This is a genomic window from Acinetobacter sp. YH12231, from assembly GCF_013417755.1.
Taxonomy (GTDB): domain Bacteria; phylum Pseudomonadota; class Gammaproteobacteria; order Pseudomonadales; family Moraxellaceae; genus Acinetobacter; species Acinetobacter amyesii.
In genome coordinates this window covers 1-16,864 of sequence record NZ_VPDJ01000028.1, presented here as the reverse complement: position 1 = coordinate 16,864, position 16,864 = coordinate 1, and the positions used below count along the sequence as shown (strand labels likewise).

The window sequence follows — 16,864 nt, the reverse complement described above, 5'->3', positions numbered from 1 at the left end:
AATTCTGACATTTTATATTTTCTTCATGGCGTAAAATGTATAAAAATTGGCAATATCTGTCAAAACAAAGTGCAATTTCTCCGACATACTGCAATCAATACGACTCGCACAGAAAAAATATCATGAATGCTATCGTCAAATATCAAGTCGAACCCATTGTTCGCACAAAGCTAAATTTTAAGTTAGAAGAAATCCCGCGCTATTGGTTTGGCGGAGACCCCTTTTTAACACGTATGTTTGATGCCTTGAGCCTGACCTTTCCTGATGGCGAGCGCTATTTTATTGAATCTGTACGTCTGTTCCGCAGTCAAATTCAAGACCCTGATTTACAACAACGTGTCGCTGACTTTATTCGTCAAGAAGCGCAGCACGGTATGGCGCATGACAAAATGAATATGTTGATGAAACAACAAGGCATGCCTGTCGATGCGTTCATTAAACGTCTGAATAAAATTTTTAAATTTGAACTGAGCAAGCGCTCACCAGAATACAACATTGCCATGACGGCTTCCGCCGAGCATTTAACTGCGCTGATGGCTGAAACGTTCTGTAGCCAAAAGTCCGTCTTAGAATCTGCGCATCCTTATGTCCGTGCATTATTTATTTGGCATGCGATAGAAGAAATGGAACATCGCGATGTGGCTTTTGATGTGATGAAAGATGTGGCGAAGGTCGATGAAAATTTAAAGAAATTCACTCTGGTCTGGACCAGTGGATTGATGCTCGGCTTTACCTTATACCGTGCCAATGTGATGCTGAAACATGACGGCTTCAGTTTCACTGAACGTTTAAAATTAAATATGAAAGGCTTACCGTGGTTCTTTGGTAAAAATGGCACCCTCACCCGTATGAGCAAACCATATCGAGATTGGTTTAAAAAAGACTTCCATCCGAGTCAGCATCCCATTGTGCAAAATTATGATCTCTGGTTAAAAACTTATGAAGAAACCAATGATCCGATACAAGCAGCTGAAGTGTTTTGGCAAGCTGCAAAATAAAAATTGAATAAAAAAAGCCGCATCGATTGCGGCTTTTTTATAGGCTTAGACTTACCATTTGGCATAGTGCTGCTCAAGTAAACCATATTCATTTAAGAATACAATTTCTTCGTCATCACGTTGAATTGTACCGCTAATTTTTGCCTGCCATTGACTGAACTGACTACCGACCAATCTTAAATTCAGGTTTTCATAGCGCCGCCAACCTGTGCTGACGATCAAATTTAAGCTGTTGTCTAATGAGCTAATATTCCATTGATTATCGCCTTGTTGCTGAAACAGCACATCAGACATGGCATACAAATGTCCATTGACCCACAGGCAATTTTCATTGCCAAAGCTTTCATTTACACCAGAGGCAAGATTGATCCCAACGCGTCGATTTTGACTATCCCAAAAGTTACACGACAGCCAAAACCATGCGGTTTCAGGACGAAGAAAACCACAGGTATCATCTAAAGACACCAATGTCCGGTCATGAAATTGAATGGTCTTGCCTTGTTTATTGATAAAGAAACCTTCACAGCCTAACGTCGTTAGTTTTTGAGTATAGGTCCAACCATTAATCCCTGTAGGGCTACACATACTCAGCGGATCAGTCCCCGCACAAAACACTCGGGCACTCAGTTTGAGTTCACCATGTTTCGACATTTGAATGTATCGCACACCATTGGCATGCTGAATGTCCAGTTGAATCCCTGACTTAATAAAATGACTCTGATTAAATAAAGGTTGTTCATCTAAAACGGTATTACGTGACAGGAAATTAATCGAATTCCATTCCAATACTTCATTCGAAATATGATCATACACATAGACAAAACCGTGCCCCGCCCACGCGATATCGGCGATCGCTAGACCAATCGTATAATGTTCATGCTGAATACAACAAAATTTAAATTTTTTATATTTTAAACGCTTACGCCAACCTTGAAGTCGTTTTCCATACGGTGTCTTATATTCATACTTACTTAAATCGATGCGATTGGGAAGTTCACTAAAACGCCCATAATGCGGCTGTCCATTCGGCCGTATTAAATCCATATACGCCATTCCATTGAGGTTTAAGGTCTAAATCCTGAATGTTATTATGCCTATTATTTAACGCCTGAAAAGACAATCCATCTGATTTCAGGCGAATATCACAAAAAAATATAAAAGCTGACATTTCAGCTCTTAATCATCACAATTATTCATTTATTAAGATGTAATCATTTTTCCATGAATTTTGCTGGCTATGCGGGGTTTCAACCAATTCGATATAGCGCCCATAGACATGATCAATCGCAATACAATCATCAACATCTAGGGTTCGGTCGGTATGTTGTTTTTGCCAATGTGACTCAAAAAAAGCCTTGCCCCGTTGTTTTGCAACGCTGGCATTTTGTCCCGTCACCAAAACATAACGATGTAATTCACCAAATTCGCGGGCATCATATCCCCCGAGATTAATCAGCCATAATTTTTCATCTTCAGCTCGGGGCGCGGCATCACAAAATTGGATACGATAATGCCGATTTTCAGTGCTGACTGTATGTACCTGTGCCCAAGCATCAATATGTAAGCCTTTTTGCTCACCAAACCATGCCGTTCTCAGTTGTGGATAAACCTCTTCTAATGCGTTACCCACTGCAAGAATGACATCATGCACTTCGATATTTGCTCTTGGATGGCGTCCGCCGAGCATCACCATAAATAAACTGGACACGATCTCCCCCTATTTTTGACTTCAACTACCCACATAGGGCTGAAGTAATTTCAACAAAATCACGCTGCCTAAAGAGAGTACTGCATTGTTGACGAAATGAATGAGTAAGACATGCCAAATATTTCTCGTCCACAAATAGATGAGGTTGAGAAATAGACCTGCAATCATAAAACTGATGGTCGCAATCAAATCGCCATCGAAATTATGATAATGAATCAAGCCAAATAAAATTGAGTTCAGTAATACCAATATCACTCGCCACAGCCAAGGCTGTATAAATAGCTTTTGCAGCAAGGTATAGCGGAAAATAATATCTTCAAGCAAAGCGGTAAATAATGGCCCAAGGCTGATGATCAGCAAGCTAAAAAACGCAATCGTATTGGGATCAATGGTCGATTCTTTTTCAATGCTCTCACCGACGGGCAACAGACTGCGTGTAAAAGAAATCACCACTTGTAAAGCGACTGCACCAACAACCACCAACAGGCTTGAACGCCAAAAGGCCTGTTTATACTTTTGCCAGTGCGTATACAGCATCGTTTTATAGAGCCAACACACGGCAATAAATAAAATACCGCGAAAGATCGAATCACCCAAAGCAACCTGAGCTGAAACACCAAAAAATTGGTCTAAGACATAACTGTTGAGCAAGATCAGCGGAAGAATACACAGCGCAAAAGTATCACGCCATTGCCAAGAAATATGGGTGGGAAAGGATTCTGCACGAACCAATTGGGTAAATGTCATTGTTATAAAGTCTTTCTAAAGCAATAAAATTTCCACAGTATTGTGATTTATTTCACACTTTTATTCTGCATTTATTTTATAGTGATTTGCCTCAATAAAATTTTCAGCAAGAAAAAATCGCGCGGAATTACTTCTGCGCGATTTGATATTTCAGAATATATAACCTCTCCCAAACCCTCTCCTTAAAGGAGAGGGCTTAAAGGAATTTACATCTCAACCATTTCCACGCCATCAATGCGGGCAACGGTCATTAAGTCTTTATCACCACGGCCTGATACAGTCGCAATAATAATTTGGTCTTTGTCCATGGTCGGCGCAAGTTTCGTCACATAAGCCATGGCATGTGAGCTTTCCAATGCAGGGATAATACCTTCAATTTGGGTTAAATCACGGAAGCCTTGTAGCGCTTCAGTGTCATTGATTGGCACATAGTTCACACGGTGCATATCTTTGAGGAAACTGTGCTCAGGGCCTACACCTGGGTAATCCAAACCTGCAGAGATTGAATGTGTTTCAATGATTTGACCTTGATCATCCGACATCAAGTACGTACGGTTACCGTGAAGTACACCGACATGACCTGCGTTTAATGGTGCAGAATGCTTGCCCGTTTCAATGCCGTAGCCTGCAGCTTCAACACCGTACATTTTCACATCTTCATCATTTAAGAATGGATAGAATAAGCCCATTGCATTTGAACCGCCGCCTACACATGCAACAAGCGCATCTGGTAAACGGCCAGCTTGTTCCTGAATTTGTTTACGCGCTTCACGACCAATAATCGATTGGAAATCACGAACCAATTGCGGATACGGATGCGGACCTGCAACGGTACCAATCACGTAATAAGTAGAATCTACGTTTGTGACCCAGTCACGCATCGCTTCGTTCATAGCATCTTTCAATGTTTTTGAACCGCTTTCTACAGGCACAACAGTCGCACCGAGTAAACGCATACGGTACACGTTCATCGCTTGACGTTTTACGTCTTCTGCACCCATGAACACCACGCATTCAAGGCCTAAACGTGCTGCAATCGTTGCCGTTGCTACACCGTGCTGACCTGCACCTGTTTCGGCAATAATACGTTTTTTACCTGAAAGCTTAGCCAGCAAAGCCTGACCAATGGTGTTATTCACTTTATGTGAACCTGTATGGTTCAGGTCTTCACGTTTTAAGTAAATTTGCGCACCACCCAACTCTTTCGACCATCGCTCAGCATAATACAAAGGACTTGGACGACCGACGTAATACGCCAAGTCACGGTCGAATTCTGCCAAAAACTGTGCATCATCTTTCATACGGAAATAGAGTTTTTCTAAGTCCTCAAGTGCTGCCATAAGAGTTTCTGACACAAAACGCCCGCCATGAATACCAAAATGCCCTTGTGCGTCAGGGAATTGGGTATAGTCAATCTTATTTTGCTGATCCACGATGGACTCCTTGCATAAAGCGTTCTATGAGTTGTTGGTCTTTAATACCTTTTGCCGATTCTACACCACCGCTCACATCTACGGCGTAAGCGCCAGTGGTTTGAATCGCTTCTTCAATATTGTCAGGCTTTAAACCGCCCGCCAAAATTAAAGGAATATCGAGTTTTGGGAACTGTGCCCAGTCAAAGCTATGCCCTGTACCGCCTTTCAGCTCAGGATGCCATGCATCTAACAGTACGGCGCTTGCCCCTGCCTGCTGAAAAGCTTGGATTTCTGCAATCACATCCAATTCAGGTTTCATTTGAATGGCTTTATACCAACGGCGTCCAACGGACTTCGCAATCGTTTGGCACTGTTCAGGGCTTTCATCGCCATGAAACTGCAGTATGTCTACAGGTGAAATTTTTAAAATAGCCTGTATGTCCACAGCCGACGCATTCACAAATAAACCCACGGTCTGCACGTACGGCGGCACATGCTGAATCAGTTTAGCGGCCTGCACTGCCGTTACACTGCGCGGGCTGGGCGCAAAGAATACAAATCCTATCGCATCTGCACCAGCTTGGACGACAGACTGAATATCTTGAGTACGTGTAATTCCGCAGATTTTGGCACGGGTTCGCATGTTGTTTTGGCTCTGACTCCGCCCTATTCATAGCCTATCTATGAATATAAAGGCGAATCATTGTAATGCAATTTTCATGCATTGCGTGGATTTTCAGCATGATTACTGCGCAAAAATAAAAAGCCCTGAATGATCAGGGCCTTTTGAAATTTTAATGAATTATTTCATCGCATAACGTAAGGTTATCCAAGCTGTGCGGCCGTCTTGATTAAATAAAGTGCTATTGCTGTAGTTGGTCGAATATTCTTTATCAAACATATTGGCAAGCTTGGCTTGAACACTGAATTCAGGCGTTGCTTGATAAGTTACTCGCGTATCTACTGTGGCAAAAGAACCCAACTCATCAGTATTTGCAGCATTGGTATAACGCTTATCTTCGGCATGAACTGAAGCGCCGACAGTCCATTTATCCATCGTATAATCAGCTGATGCATTAAAGATTTGCTTTGGCTTTAAGACCAACTGCTTGCCATGGGACCCTGCTGTCTCATTTTCAGGCTCTTGATAGGTATAATTGATATTCCAAAGAAAATTATTCAACTGCTGAGTAAGTGATAGTTCAGCGCCTTTAATTTTGGCTTTATCTATATTGCTTGGAACATAGTTCCCCGATGCATTTGGTGCCCATGCGATCATGTTTTCAATTTCATTATGGAAAGCGTTTAGCTCCCATTGAACATTGCTGACCACGCCCTTGAAACCAACTTCATAGTTTTCAGATTCCTCTGGAACCAATGTCGGGCTTTCACTTCCTGGCCAATACAAATCGTTGAATGTTGGGGCTTTGAATGCGGTGCCATAGCTGACATAAGTTTGTATGGCATCATTGAAGCGATATCCTAAAGTTGCGCTTCCAGTCGTATGATTACCAAACTGCTCGTTATCTTCCTGACGGACTGCACCTTGCACATCGAAGTTACCAAATGAACCTAGATATTGCGCAAAATAAGCTTTGTTATCACGCTCTTTAACAGCATAAGCTTTAGTACCTGAGACTTCATCATTCTGATAATCAAAGCCAAGCATCAATGTATTTTGCTGATTAAAGTTCAATGTATTCAGCCAAGATAAGCTGTCCCGCTGAGTGTTGATCACTGATGGATAGCCATCTCGGCTATCTAACTTGTCTTCAGAGCGACCTAACTTTAATCCTGTAGTCCACACATCAAATGGCTTGTAGGTAGCACCAATGCTGTAAACATTTTGCTCGATTTTACTATGCACATTTTTTGCATCAATATAAGGAGAACCCCAGTCATCCCTATTATCATATTCATTTTCACCATCAACAACTAAAACACTTGCATCAATATCAAACTGATCATTGAATTTATGCCCCATACGTAAAGATGCTGACTTGTTTTCATAGCCATCTTTATCAAGGTCATAAGGCTCCGCAATATTTGTCGCATCAATGCCTTGAGTTTTTGTTCCTGCAACATTCAGTGTTGCCCAAGTATCATTTTGGCGAATATTTAAACCAACATTCCCTTGATACGTTTCATGCGAACCATAGGTAAAAGATGCAAATGGCTTTATGCCGTTTTGCGTGCCTTTACGGGTAAAGATTTGAATTACACCGCCAATCGCTTCTGAACCATACAAGCTAGAACGCGGACCACGCAGAACTTCGACACGCTCAATCTGATCAATTGGGAAGTGTTCAAAAGCCGTTTCACCAAGCGTTGCTGAACCTACCTTTTGACCATCCACCAAGACCAATGCATGGCGATTACCCGTACCGCGAATTGAAACACTGGTAACTTTACCTAAACCGCCAGTATTGCTATACGTGACGCCCGGCACAGTACGTAATAAGTCTTGTAATGAATTAAATTGCTTACGTTCAATTTCTTCACGGCTAATCACGGTCACTGCTGCCAAAGTTTTTTGTGAGTCTTGCTCAACAATATTGGCAACGGTGTTGGTAATGACTGGAAGTTGATGAACTTGGTCTTCTGCCATGGCCGCAGAAAGTGGAGATAAAACAAAAAGCGACCCGATAAGAGTCTTAGAGAAAGAATGCATGCTGTATTCCCCGATCGCACCGCCCGTGCGAAATAAAAGTTGGATAACGCGAGGCGGTTTTGGGGTAAGACAAGGCTTGCCATTTTTCAGACAAAAGCATGCAATCCCGCTATAACGCCCGCCGCATTATGAATAGGTCTGCATCAGGCCGGTCTCCGGACTTACGTTATGAATAACGATTCACCGTTGCGGGGGCAGTGTCAGATAACAACAGCTCTATACTGCTGGACTGACTTCCCAGTTTCACTTCTCAATTAAGAAAGCACCTGAAGCGCAGGCAGATTAATTTCTGCTCCACAGCAAGTCAAGCTGTATATGTACCTATCTTCAAATACCCCATAGTTTCGATTGTTCGAATAATCGGAGTTCACTATACTTAAGCCATTCACAACAGTTGGCATGGGAAGTTTCCACAACACTGCCCCCGCAACGGTGCGCAAAAGTAAATTTGCCAGTCCGATACCTGCTCACTGTGTTCTATCACTCAATCATTTACGTGGGGTAAATGTATGGAGCATCGCATGTCAACTTTAGCTCGCCCTACAGCACTCGCTACAGGCATTGCTGCCGCTTGGGCTTTTTCTACATCTTGTTTTGCAAATGAATCGCGCATTGCTCAACCAACAATGGATACCATTGTGGTGACTGCAACACGCTCACAAGAAAAATTAGAAAATGTGCCAGCACGTATTTCCATTATTGATGAGTCGCTCATAGATCAATCACCAATTGCATCATTTCCACATTTATTAATGAGTGATGCTTCTATCAATATGGTGCAGCTGGGTGGCTATGGACAACAAGCTTCATTTTTTTTACGTGGCACAGAGTCAGACCACACTTTGGTATTGCGTGACGGTGTCCGTTTAAATAATGATGCCAGCGGTTTAGCGCCAAATAATTTTATAGATACCACAGACATTAAGCAGATTGAGGTTTTAAAAGGCCCAGCATCTGTCCTTTATGGCACCAATGCCATTGGTGGTGTGGTACAAATCATTAGCAAAACCCCTGAAAAAAATGCAGCTTTTATCAGCGCTGAAATAGGTGGAAATCAAACCTATAAAAGTACTGTCGGGGTAGACCTAGCCAAGCAAGGTTTTTATGCGCAAATTCGTGGACAGCGTTTAGAAACCGACGGCACATTGATTCATGAACATGAAAATGCCAGAGCTTCTAGCTTTAATCAAAAAGGCGTGTCTACCAAATTTGGCTATGAAGAAACACGCTTTGGCACTTCATTGGATTATTCTGAAAACCAAGGTAATGCTCAATATGAGCAATACAGCTGGAATTCACTGCAATATGAGCAAAAGTCGCAAGATTTTAAAAATCAAATTGCAACCCTGAAGTCACACTTCAACCCCACAGATCAGCTGACCCTGAATGCTCGCGTGTCTTATTTTAAAGATGAGTTGGAACAGCTCAAAATCTTTGAACAGACCCATTATGAATCCACTGAATATGAACTGACCGCAAAACAGCAAATGACGCCGTCTCAGAACATCATTGCAGGCATCACCCATCGGCAGCTAGAAACATCAACGCTAAAAACTGCAGAGTCTTTTCATCAAGACTTAAACAGTACGGGTTATTATCTACAGCACCAATATCAAACTGATAAATTAAAAACTCAAGCGGGTATTCGTCGTGAAGACCATGAAAAATATGGTCAACACACGGTCGGACAAGTTGCTGCGCGTTATTTTTTCACGCCGTTGTTTAGTAGCTATGCCAATATTGGTACAGCATTTAAAGCGCCAACCATGAACGACTTATATTATGGCGACTATGCAAACCCTGACTTAAAACCCGAAGAAAGTCAATCCTATGAAATTGGGCTAGACCTACAAATGACACCACAACTAAAAACTGGTTTGTCTATCTACAGAACTGAAATTGATAACCTTATTGATTCTGATCCCAACAATAACTGGAAGTTTGCCAATATTGATGCAGTGACCATTCAAGGTTCAGAAGTCTATGTGAATTGGAGCAATGAGGCATTTTTTACAAAGGCCAGTTATAGCTACAATCAAGCAAAAAATGATAAAACAGGTTTGGATTTGAGCCGCCGCCCACGTCAAAAACTGGCATTGTCAGCTGGTTGGGCTGATGAACATTATGGGCTGTCAACAACACTGAGTGCGAACAGCCATTCAGACAGCAGTAATTATGATGAGGATGTGATCCCTGGACATGCTCAGATTGATTTCAATAGTTATTACCAACCCAACGAGCAACTGCGCTTCTTTGCCAATATTCAAAATGTCGGCGATGTTCAATATAAAACGGCTTCTGCTGGCAATTTCGACGGCAAATTCTATTTAAATGGCGGCCGTTTGGCTTCCTTTGGCATCACAGTTAGATATTAATTTCACACTGATTTATTCAACTTTTAATCAAAAAATGGACAATTAAAATGGGCCACCGTTTAAGTAAAATTTATACCCGCACAGGCGATTCAGGCACAACAGGTCTTGGTGACGGATCACGTGTAGCAAAGGATGATTTACGCATTGAAGCCTTAGGAGATGTCGATGAACTCAATTCAAGCATTGGTATTCTGCGTTCGCACATCGCACTTAGCAGTATTGAAGACAAAGCGACTTGGGATAAATCCCTCAGCCTGATTCAGCATTGGTTATTCGACCTTGGCGGTGAAGTCTGCATTCCAAACTTCAACTTGGTACAACCTGTGTCAATTGAGTTTTTGGAAAATGACATTGACCGTATGAATGAAGCGCTGCCAATGCTCAAAGACTTTATCCTGCCATCAGGAACATTGGTGTGCAGCTTTGCCCATCAAGCTCGTGCAATTTGCCGACGTGCAGAACGCCGTTTAATGGCTGTACATAACCGCGACCAGAACATTCAAGCACCGTCATTACAGCTTTTGAACCGCCTTTCAGACTGGTTATTTGTCGCATCGCGTACATTACAACGTGCTGAAGGTGGTTCTGAGGTGCTGTGGCAGAAAAATATTAACGACACGATTGATCAATAAGTTTTGGTTCAAATCCTTTGACCAATCAAAAGTCTATTTTACATTGAAATAAATCGAAACATTTCGTCCGATCATTCTTGTAATTCAGAATGATCGGCTCAAAATAATAGTGTCATCTCCCTGTCATGCTTACAGGACACTATGCTTTTATCTTTCAACTTTGCAGGCCCTATATGCGCATAATCGGACACCGTGGCGCTCGTGGCGAAGCACCTGAAAACACCCTTGGCGGTTTTCAATATATTCAAGATTTAGGGATTCGTGCTGTCGAATTTGACGTTCGGCAACTGAAAGATCGTGCCCTAGTGATTATGCATGACGATCAATTCATCCGTACCACCGGCCAAGATAAGTATCTTTATGAATGCGAAAGTTCTGAACTAGAACCGTATAACCATGCAGTGACATGGTCAGAATGGAATAAAGTTGAGCCGACGCCACTGCTCGAACAAACGCTCAAAATTATTCATAACTTCGATCATATTGAAGTCGAAGTGAAAGCAGTGAAGACACAGACTGAAGCTGAAGCGCTGACTGAAACCTTGGAACAACAGCTCCAAGGTTTCGAACATTCCGCGGTGATCACCAGTTTTGACCCTAAAATTCATCTTGCTTTGCAACAAAAAAAATCCGGCTTCAAACGCGGGCTTTTGGTTGAAACAGACGTAAAATTTAAAGCGATTGAACAAGCACTTGAATTAGGTTGTATCCAAATCGGTTGGATGAACCAACTAGCCAATTCAGACATTATTCAGGCCACGCAGCAGGCAAAATTAAATGTGAGCGTATGGACTGTCAACGACGTTGATCGTGCTAAACAGCTTAAAGATTGGGGCATTAACGGCTTAATTACCGACTATCCTAAATTAATGATGCAGCATTTTTAATGCTGCTTTATTCACCTAGATTTGTGTAATTCACTTCTCGATCAACACGTCGATATTTCAATCGGTCTATTTTCTTTCCAAAACCAATACAGTTTGTCCCCGACTGTTTTGCATCGTCATGTGTTTCCCTTTTATTTGGAATTGTGTTGCGGCTTGCAAGGCATCTAAAAGTTCAGCCTCTTGAGCCAAAGCCGAATCACAGCTGAAATAACCTGCTCGGGCATTCAGATCAATGCTGTGTTTTAAGGTATCAATCACATAAGTGCCACTGATAGTGTTACATCCCGTATTTCCCTGAATTTGTCGAAATTGCGAATTGAACTGAAGATAAGGTTGATGATGAAAGAACTTGGCTTTTTGCCCTGCAATTTGCACAATCGTCCATGGAATATCTTGTATCCCATCATTTACGCGAATGACTTTTAATGGCTGCTCAACGCTGTTGCCATGTGACTTTTCCTGTGATTTCCCTTGTGACTTTGTAGTCACCTTCTGCGTCGGAGAACTTTGACAGGCCATGAGTCCCAGACAACTGATCAGAAAGCCGCCCCAGATACAGTGTTTGACCAAAAGCTGCGGATTATTTTGACGATTTTGCTGTTTTTTTAGCATCTTTTTTACCCCACAAAAAGTCAAATAACTTCAGTCGTATTATGTTACTGTTTAGTACAATACAACTGTACAATAACAGTGGTGAAAACGGGTTTTCCCGTGCTACTATTCTGTACGTTTAAAATCCCTTAAAAAATTAATGGGATTAGTCCTATCTATACCTCCCAAGGTTTCAGGAGTGCTGTTGGAGATGAATGCTCCCCTACCCAAAGCCCCAATGAACTGGATTGCTATTTTTGCATTGGTGTTTTTACCTATTGTCGCAGTTATTGCAATTCCGTTATATGCCATTAATCATGATTTTAGTGCCGCTGCTTGGATCAGTATGTTTGTTTTACTGGGTGTCAGCAGTTTAGGTATTACCGCAGGTTATCACCGCTTATGGGCACACCGTGCTTATGAAGCAACCTTGCCTTTAAAAATCATTTTAATGCTCATGGGTACTTTTGCTGTTCAGAACAGTATTTTGTTCTGGGCTTCAGGTCACCGTACACATCACCGTCATGTAGACGATATTGACCAAGATCCATACTCGATTAATCGTGGTTTCTGGTATGCCCATATCGGGTGGATGCTTCGTGATTATCCAGCAGCAGAACCGAACTACAAAAACGCGCCAGATCTTTTAAAAGATAAAGTCGTTTTGTTCCAAGATAAATACTACATTCCACTGGTGATTGCTGTGCATGCAGCGATTTTAGTGCCAATTGGTTGGGCTGTTGGCGACATGTGGGGCGTTCTATTATTGGGCGGTTTAATGCGTCTAATCTTGAGCCATCATGTGACGTTCTTTATTAACTCACTGTGTCACATGTGGGGTAAACGTCCGTATACTGACGAAAACACCGCGCGTGATAACTTCTGGCTAGCTATTGCTACTTGGGGTGAGGGTTATCATAACTATCACCACATTTTCCAATACGACTACCGTAATGGTGTGAAATGGTGGCAATACGATCCAACAAAATGGTTGATTTGGAGCTGCTCTAAATTAGGTCTTGCTAAAAATTTACGCCGTATTCCAAGCTTTAATATTAAAAAAGCTGAGTTGGCAATGAAGTTCAAATATGCTGAACAAGACCTTGCGATCTATGGTCTGAATATGACCGATGATATTACGACAGCAAAACAACGTATTTCTCAAGAATATGATGCGTTTTCGCAAACTTTGAATGACTGGGCAAAATTAAAAGAGCAGGAAATTCAAGCGAAGAAAACAGCAGTTGCTGAAAAAATTCATCAGATGGATGACAAACTCAAACTTGAATTCCTACAAGTTGAACAGCGTTTGTCACAGCACCGTGAAGCATTGAATCAATTGATGCGTAATTTGAAAAAGAAAACTGCTTAATTCTTTTAAGCCTCTCAAATGTAAAGCCTCCCTTGTGGAGGCTTTATTGATTTTAAGCTACAGTTTTTCTATCTGGTCTTTGCTATAGTTCCAACATAACTTGAATTTTTTAAAGATCATTATGCAGTTCAATGCCCGCTATAACACCCTGCCGCCTCGCCTGTACCACCATCAACAGCCTGTACCCTTAAAAGGCACAAAAGCTGGGCATTTTAATGCGGCTCTTGCAGATGAGCTGCAATGGTCTGAGACAGATAAACAGGCTTGGGTTGAAATCTGCAGCGGTCAAAAAACCTTTGCTGAATTTGAACCTTTGGCCATGGTCTATGCAGGTCACCAGTTTGGACAATGGGCCGGCCAATTGGGCGATGGACGCGGCTTATTGATTGGGCAAATCATCGATAAACATGGGCAAACCATTGACCTGCACCTTAAAGGTGCCGGCTCTACGCCTTATTCACGCATGGGCGATGGACGTGCAGTGCTGCGCTCGACCATTCGTGAATATTTGGCAGGACATGCGCTGAACAACCTAGGCGTGGCATCCAGCAATGCGGTGGGTTTTACCAGTTCTGAGCAAGGTGTACAGCGCGAAAAACTCGAGCTCGGCGCGATGATGCTGCGTACATCTGACTGTCATATCCGATTGGGACATTTTGAATGGATCAATCAATATCAGGGTGATTTACTACCTGAATTCACGCAAAAATGTATTGAGTGGCACTACCCTGAATGCTTGAATGCCGAACAGCCCATTTTGGCTTTTGCCACTCAAGTTATTCAGCGTACCGCAGTGATGATTGCCAAATGGCAGCTGATTGGTTTTGCACATGGCGTGATGAATACCGACAATCTGAATATTACAGGTTCAACTTTGGACTTCGGCCCTTATGGCTTTATGGAACGTTTCCGTCCAAATTGGATTAACAACCATTCGGATTACCAAGGCCGCTATACCTATCAGCAGCAGCCAAGTATCGGACATTGGAATCTATGGCAATGGCTGAATAACTTAGTGCCGCTCTGCCCTGCAGATTATAACAAAGAGCAATGGAAAGAAGATCTAGCCAAATGCTTAGAGCATTTTGAACTGACCTTCTTGGAACATTATAAATTGGGCTTAAGCCAAAAAATGGGGCTGCCGAGTTTTCATAAAGACAGCTTCGACTGCGCCATGGCCTTTTTACGCATTCTGCAAAGTGAGCAACTGGATTACACGCAAAGCTTTATCCATCTGCAAAATCATGAATATGAAGCCATTAAAGATGATTGCCTTGACCGATATGCATTTGAGAGCTTCTTAGCGCACTATGAAAGCATCCGTGCGCATCAGGACACCGATGCTTTAGATGCTGAAATGGCAAAGGCCAATCCGCAATATATTTTGCGCAACCATATGGCGCAAAAGGCGATTGAGCTAGCTGAACGCAATGATTTTTCAGAGGTAGAACGTTTATTTACATTGCTCAGTCAGCCATTTACTAAACAGCCTGACCTAGAAAAAACTGAAGATTTAGGCCCCTTGCCAAGTGATGTGCCTGAAGTAATGGTGAGCTGTTCTTCATAAACATTTATCCACAAATCCACATTTCACTCGGATCAAAATTGTGGATAATTTAGACATTATCCACAATACCGAAATGGATGGACTGTAATGCCGTCCATCCTCTAAAAAATAATGACAAGAAAAAATATCACGATCTTTAGTTTCGCTATCCTCGTCTGTATTGTCGCTGCCTGCTTTGCCTATCAAAAATTTGAAAAATATTTACCTACACCTGCCAATGCACTAGCCTTTCCACCTGAATTAAGCGATGCACAAATTCAAAAAATTCGCACAGAAACGCCGATCGACAGTATTCAAGTACATAAAGCTGAGCGTTATTTAGAGTTAAAACATCAGGATCAGGTCATTCGGCGTTACCCGATGCGTCTGGGTTTTCAACCGCTTGGACATAAAGTTCAAGAAGGTGATGGCAAGACGCCAGAAGGAACTTATCATATAGATTGGCGCAATCCGCAAAGCGCATTTTATAAATCTTTGCATATCTCTTACCCCAATGCGGCCGATAAACAGAAGGCTAAAAATCTAGGGGTTTCTGCAGGTGGTGACATTATGATTCATGGTTCGGCGACCAGTTTACAAATGAAAGCTGCACCACAACTGATGACGTATTTCCCACAAAAAGATTGGACTTGGGGCTGTATTGCAGTGCGCAATATTGATATGGATGAAATTTGGCAACTGGTGAATAATGATACAGCGATTAATATTCATCCTTAGGCTTTAACGCTCAGGCTTATTTTTGGGTATCCCCTATGATTGCATTACATGCTGTAGCTGCGAAGACAGCCTTAGCCCTGCCAGAAACCACATGCAGCCAGCCTTTTGGTGAAGGCTGTGATGTATTTAAAGTGATGGATAAGATTTTTTTGCTGAGTTTTCACTTAGAAGGCAAAGCAGCCGTTAATTTAAAAGTACTGCCTGATAATGGCACGATGTTGAAGGATATTTATCCTTTTATTCGTGCGGGCTGGCATATGAATAAGCAGCATTGGATTTCTGTATTTGCAGATGAAGACTTGGAAGAAGAACTGCTGCAAGATTTGGTGCTAAATTCTTATGAATTGGTGGTGTCGAAGTTAAAGAAAGGACAACGGCAGAGGATTGAATTGCTGAGAAGTGTTTAGATAACACTTCCCTTACGATCAGATTATTTTTTTTAATTTCGTGTAATCGCCATTATGTTCAACAACTGGTTTCATAAATTAAAGATTTGGAAATCGAATCTTTGTTTCAGCTTTTCTAATTTCATTACTAGTAAAAGAAATAGTTGTTCCTAATGAATAAGCATAAATTCCTTGGATAGAATCATTAGATGATTCATATGAAATATAAAATCCATTATCAACCCTACCTATCCATTCAAAATTATTTTTATATTTTTCAAAAAGATAATTAATTAATTCCTTTTTTATTTCTATATTATCTGTATCAATCTCATAAGCAATACAATGAAGTTTGCCTTGCCATTCTTGAAGAAAAATAAATCCTACTGGGGTGTTTAATTTATACCATTTTGATTCTTTAATGAAATTTACTCCTGAATTCCTTACTTCTAAGCTAAATTTGCTTTGAATATCTGAAAAATTAGAACCAATTTCAAATATAAATGGCTCTAAAACTTTATTTGCGTTCAATGTATTGGTCTCTGCATATGATAAATTATTGATAGAAGTTGAAACGAAAGCGACAACTAGCATTAAAACTTTGAACATAAGTAATTTTTAAAATTAAGATTTCCTAAAATTAACATATTGCAATCTATACGAGATTCCGATGTTAGAACCCATTTAAAGTGTCTATATTCTCACCAATAAAAATGTCTGGTTTATGATGATTTTTATCACCATGGACTGGATATAAAATATAGATGCTGATCACTATGTCTGACAAAGAAATTCAAC

At 41.4% G+C, this 16,864-nt stretch carries 16 protein-coding genes and 1 riboswitch; of the genes, 8 read left to right on the top strand and 8 right to left on the bottom strand.

The genetic code is table 11. The features are described from left to right. Positions 1-122 precede the first annotated feature (122 nt). Entirely contained in the window at positions 123-998 is an 876-nt protein-coding gene (locus tag FTV11_RS14750; RefSeq protein ID WP_078191325.1) for a metal-dependent hydrolase, read from the top strand. Positions 999-1,049: 51 nt separating this feature from the next. Here the strand turns inward: FTV11_RS14750 and FTV11_RS14745 are convergent, their stop codons facing one another. The 6 genes from FTV11_RS14745 to FTV11_RS14720 all read right to left on the bottom strand — a co-directional run bounded on the left by FTV11_RS14745 (position 1,050) and on the right by FTV11_RS14720 (position 7,539). Further along, positions 1,050-2,042 (bottom strand): DUF2804 domain-containing protein, encoded by a 993-nt coding sequence (locus FTV11_RS14745; protein WP_180074277.1) that lies wholly within the window; start codon positions 2,040-2,042, stop codon positions 1,050-1,052. Between the two features lie 145 nt (positions 2,043-2,187). Continuing rightward, positions 2,188-2,706 carry a DUF1543 domain-containing protein gene (locus FTV11_RS14740; RefSeq protein WP_078194137.1) on the bottom strand — a complete coding sequence of 173 codons (519 nt, stop codon included), beginning with the start codon at positions 2,704-2,706 and terminating at the stop codon, positions 2,188-2,190. Between the two features lie 21 nt (positions 2,707-2,727). Then, positions 2,728-3,453, bottom strand: coding sequence for a CPBP family intramembrane glutamic endopeptidase (locus tag FTV11_RS14735; protein ID WP_180074275.1), 726 nt, complete (start codon positions 3,451-3,453; stop codon positions 2,728-2,730). A gap of 206 nt (positions 3,454-3,659) precedes the next feature. Further along, positions 3,660-4,886: a tryptophan synthase subunit beta gene (gene trpB / locus FTV11_RS14730; RefSeq protein WP_111885382.1), complete on the bottom strand. Its 1,227-nt coding sequence runs from the start codon at positions 4,884-4,886 to the stop codon at positions 3,660-3,662. Next, positions 4,870-5,511, bottom strand: coding sequence for a phosphoribosylanthranilate isomerase (locus FTV11_RS14725; protein ID WP_180063999.1), 642 nt, complete (start codon positions 5,509-5,511; stop codon positions 4,870-4,872). Before FTV11_RS14725 ends, trpB begins: the two co-directional genes overlap by 17 nt. Before the next feature lie 159 nt (positions 5,512-5,670). Next, entirely contained in the window at positions 5,671-7,539 is a 1,869-nt protein-coding gene (locus FTV11_RS14720) for a TonB-dependent receptor domain-containing protein (RefSeq protein WP_180074274.1), read from the bottom strand. 128 nt (positions 7,540-7,667) lie between these two features. Beyond that, a riboswitch (cobalamin riboswitch) is annotated at positions 7,668-7,824 on the bottom strand. Positions 7,825-8,060: 236 nt separating this feature from the next. Here FTV11_RS14720 and FTV11_RS14715 point away from each other — a divergent pair. The 3 genes from FTV11_RS14715 to FTV11_RS14705 all read left to right on the top strand — a co-directional run bounded on the left by FTV11_RS14715 (position 8,061) and on the right by FTV11_RS14705 (position 11,433). Continuing rightward, complete coding sequence (locus FTV11_RS14715) at positions 8,061-9,914, top strand: TonB-dependent siderophore receptor (RefSeq protein ID WP_180074272.1); 1,854 nt, start codon at positions 8,061-8,063, stop codon at positions 9,912-9,914. 47 nt (positions 9,915-9,961) lie between these two features. Then, positions 9,962-10,546, top strand: a complete 585-nt coding sequence (locus FTV11_RS14710; RefSeq protein WP_180074270.1) for a cob(I)yrinic acid a,c-diamide adenosyltransferase — start codon at positions 9,962-9,964, stop codon at positions 10,544-10,546. Positions 10,547-10,719: 173 nt separating this feature from the next. After that, complete coding sequence (locus tag FTV11_RS14705) at positions 10,720-11,433, top strand: glycerophosphodiester phosphodiesterase (protein ID WP_180009080.1); 714 nt, start codon at positions 10,720-10,722, stop codon at positions 11,431-11,433. Between the two features lie 66 nt (positions 11,434-11,499). Here FTV11_RS14705 and FTV11_RS14700 read toward each other — a convergent pair whose 3' ends face one another. Next, a complete protein-coding gene (locus FTV11_RS14700; protein ID WP_180022411.1) occupies positions 11,500-12,045 on the bottom strand; it encodes an META domain-containing protein in 546 nt (181 codons plus the stop codon). Positions 12,046-12,235: 190 nt separating this feature from the next. Between FTV11_RS14700 and FTV11_RS14695 the strand changes: the two genes are divergently transcribed. The 4 genes from FTV11_RS14695 (at position 12,236) to FTV11_RS14680 (ending at position 16,087) form a co-directional block, all read left to right on the top strand. Continuing rightward, complete coding sequence (locus FTV11_RS14695; protein WP_180074268.1) at positions 12,236-13,396, top strand: acyl-CoA desaturase; 1,161 nt, start codon at positions 12,236-12,238, stop codon at positions 13,394-13,396. 121 nt (positions 13,397-13,517) lie between these two features. Next, positions 13,518-14,963 (top strand): YdiU family protein, encoded by a 1,446-nt coding sequence (locus FTV11_RS14690; protein ID WP_168378765.1) that lies wholly within the window; start codon positions 13,518-13,520, stop codon positions 14,961-14,963. A 111-nt stretch (positions 14,964-15,074) separates the two neighbouring features. Further along, a complete protein-coding gene (locus tag FTV11_RS14685; RefSeq protein WP_180074266.1) occupies positions 15,075-15,680 on the top strand; it encodes a murein L,D-transpeptidase family protein in 606 nt (201 codons plus the stop codon). Between the two features lie 35 nt (positions 15,681-15,715). Next, the gene (locus FTV11_RS14680) at positions 15,716-16,087 is read left to right on the top strand and encodes an MmcQ/YjbR family DNA-binding protein (protein ID WP_218950528.1); all 372 of its coding nucleotides are present in this window, start codon (positions 15,716-15,718) and stop codon (positions 16,085-16,087) included. 78 nt (positions 16,088-16,165) lie between these two features. Here the strand turns inward: FTV11_RS14680 and FTV11_RS14675 are convergent, their stop codons facing one another. Then, positions 16,166-16,675, bottom strand: a complete 510-nt coding sequence (locus FTV11_RS14675) for a hypothetical protein (RefSeq protein WP_180074264.1) — start codon at positions 16,673-16,675, stop codon at positions 16,166-16,168. Positions 16,676-16,864 lie beyond the last annotated feature (189 nt).

Bases quoted from the DNA above. Each gene is read 5' to 3' on its own strand.
- FTV11_RS14750 (WP_078191325.1), top strand. From the start codon at position 123: ATGAATGCTATCGTCAAATATCAAGTCGAACCCATTGTTCGCACAAAG.
- FTV11_RS14745 (WP_180074277.1), bottom strand. From the start codon at position 2,042: ATGGATTTAATACGGCCGAATGGACAGCCGCATTATGGGCGTTTTAGT.
- FTV11_RS14735 (WP_180074275.1), bottom strand. From the start codon at position 3,453: ATGACATTTACCCAATTGGTTCGTGCAGAATCCTTTCCCACCCATATT.
- FTV11_RS14725 (WP_180063999.1), bottom strand. From the start codon at position 5,511: ATGCGAACCCGTGCCAAAATCTGCGGAATTACACGTACTCAAGATATT.
- FTV11_RS14720 (WP_180074274.1), bottom strand. From the start codon at position 7,539: ATGCATTCTTTCTCTAAGACTCTTATCGGGTCGCTTTTTGTTTTATCT.
- FTV11_RS14715 (WP_180074272.1), top strand. From the start codon at position 8,061: ATGTCAACTTTAGCTCGCCCTACAGCACTCGCTACAGGCATTGCTGCC.
- FTV11_RS14710 (WP_180074270.1), top strand. From the start codon at position 9,962: ATGGGCCACCGTTTAAGTAAAATTTATACCCGCACAGGCGATTCAGGC.
- FTV11_RS14705 (WP_180009080.1), top strand. From the start codon at position 10,720: ATGCGCATAATCGGACACCGTGGCGCTCGTGGCGAAGCACCTGAAAAC.
- FTV11_RS14700 (WP_180022411.1), bottom strand. From the start codon at position 12,045: ATGCTAAAAAAACAGCAAAATCGTCAAAATAATCCGCAGCTTTTGGTC.
- FTV11_RS14695 (WP_180074268.1), top strand. From the start codon at position 12,236: ATGAATGCTCCCCTACCCAAAGCCCCAATGAACTGGATTGCTATTTTT.
- FTV11_RS14690 (WP_168378765.1), top strand. From the start codon at position 13,518: ATGCAGTTCAATGCCCGCTATAACACCCTGCCGCCTCGCCTGTACCAC.
- FTV11_RS14685 (WP_180074266.1), top strand. From the start codon at position 15,075: ATGACAAGAAAAAATATCACGATCTTTAGTTTCGCTATCCTCGTCTGT.
- FTV11_RS14680 (WP_218950528.1), top strand. From the start codon at position 15,716: ATGATTGCATTACATGCTGTAGCTGCGAAGACAGCCTTAGCCCTGCCA.
- FTV11_RS14675 (WP_180074264.1), bottom strand. From the start codon at position 16,675: ATGTTCAAAGTTTTAATGCTAGTTGTCGCTTTCGTTTCAACTTCTATC.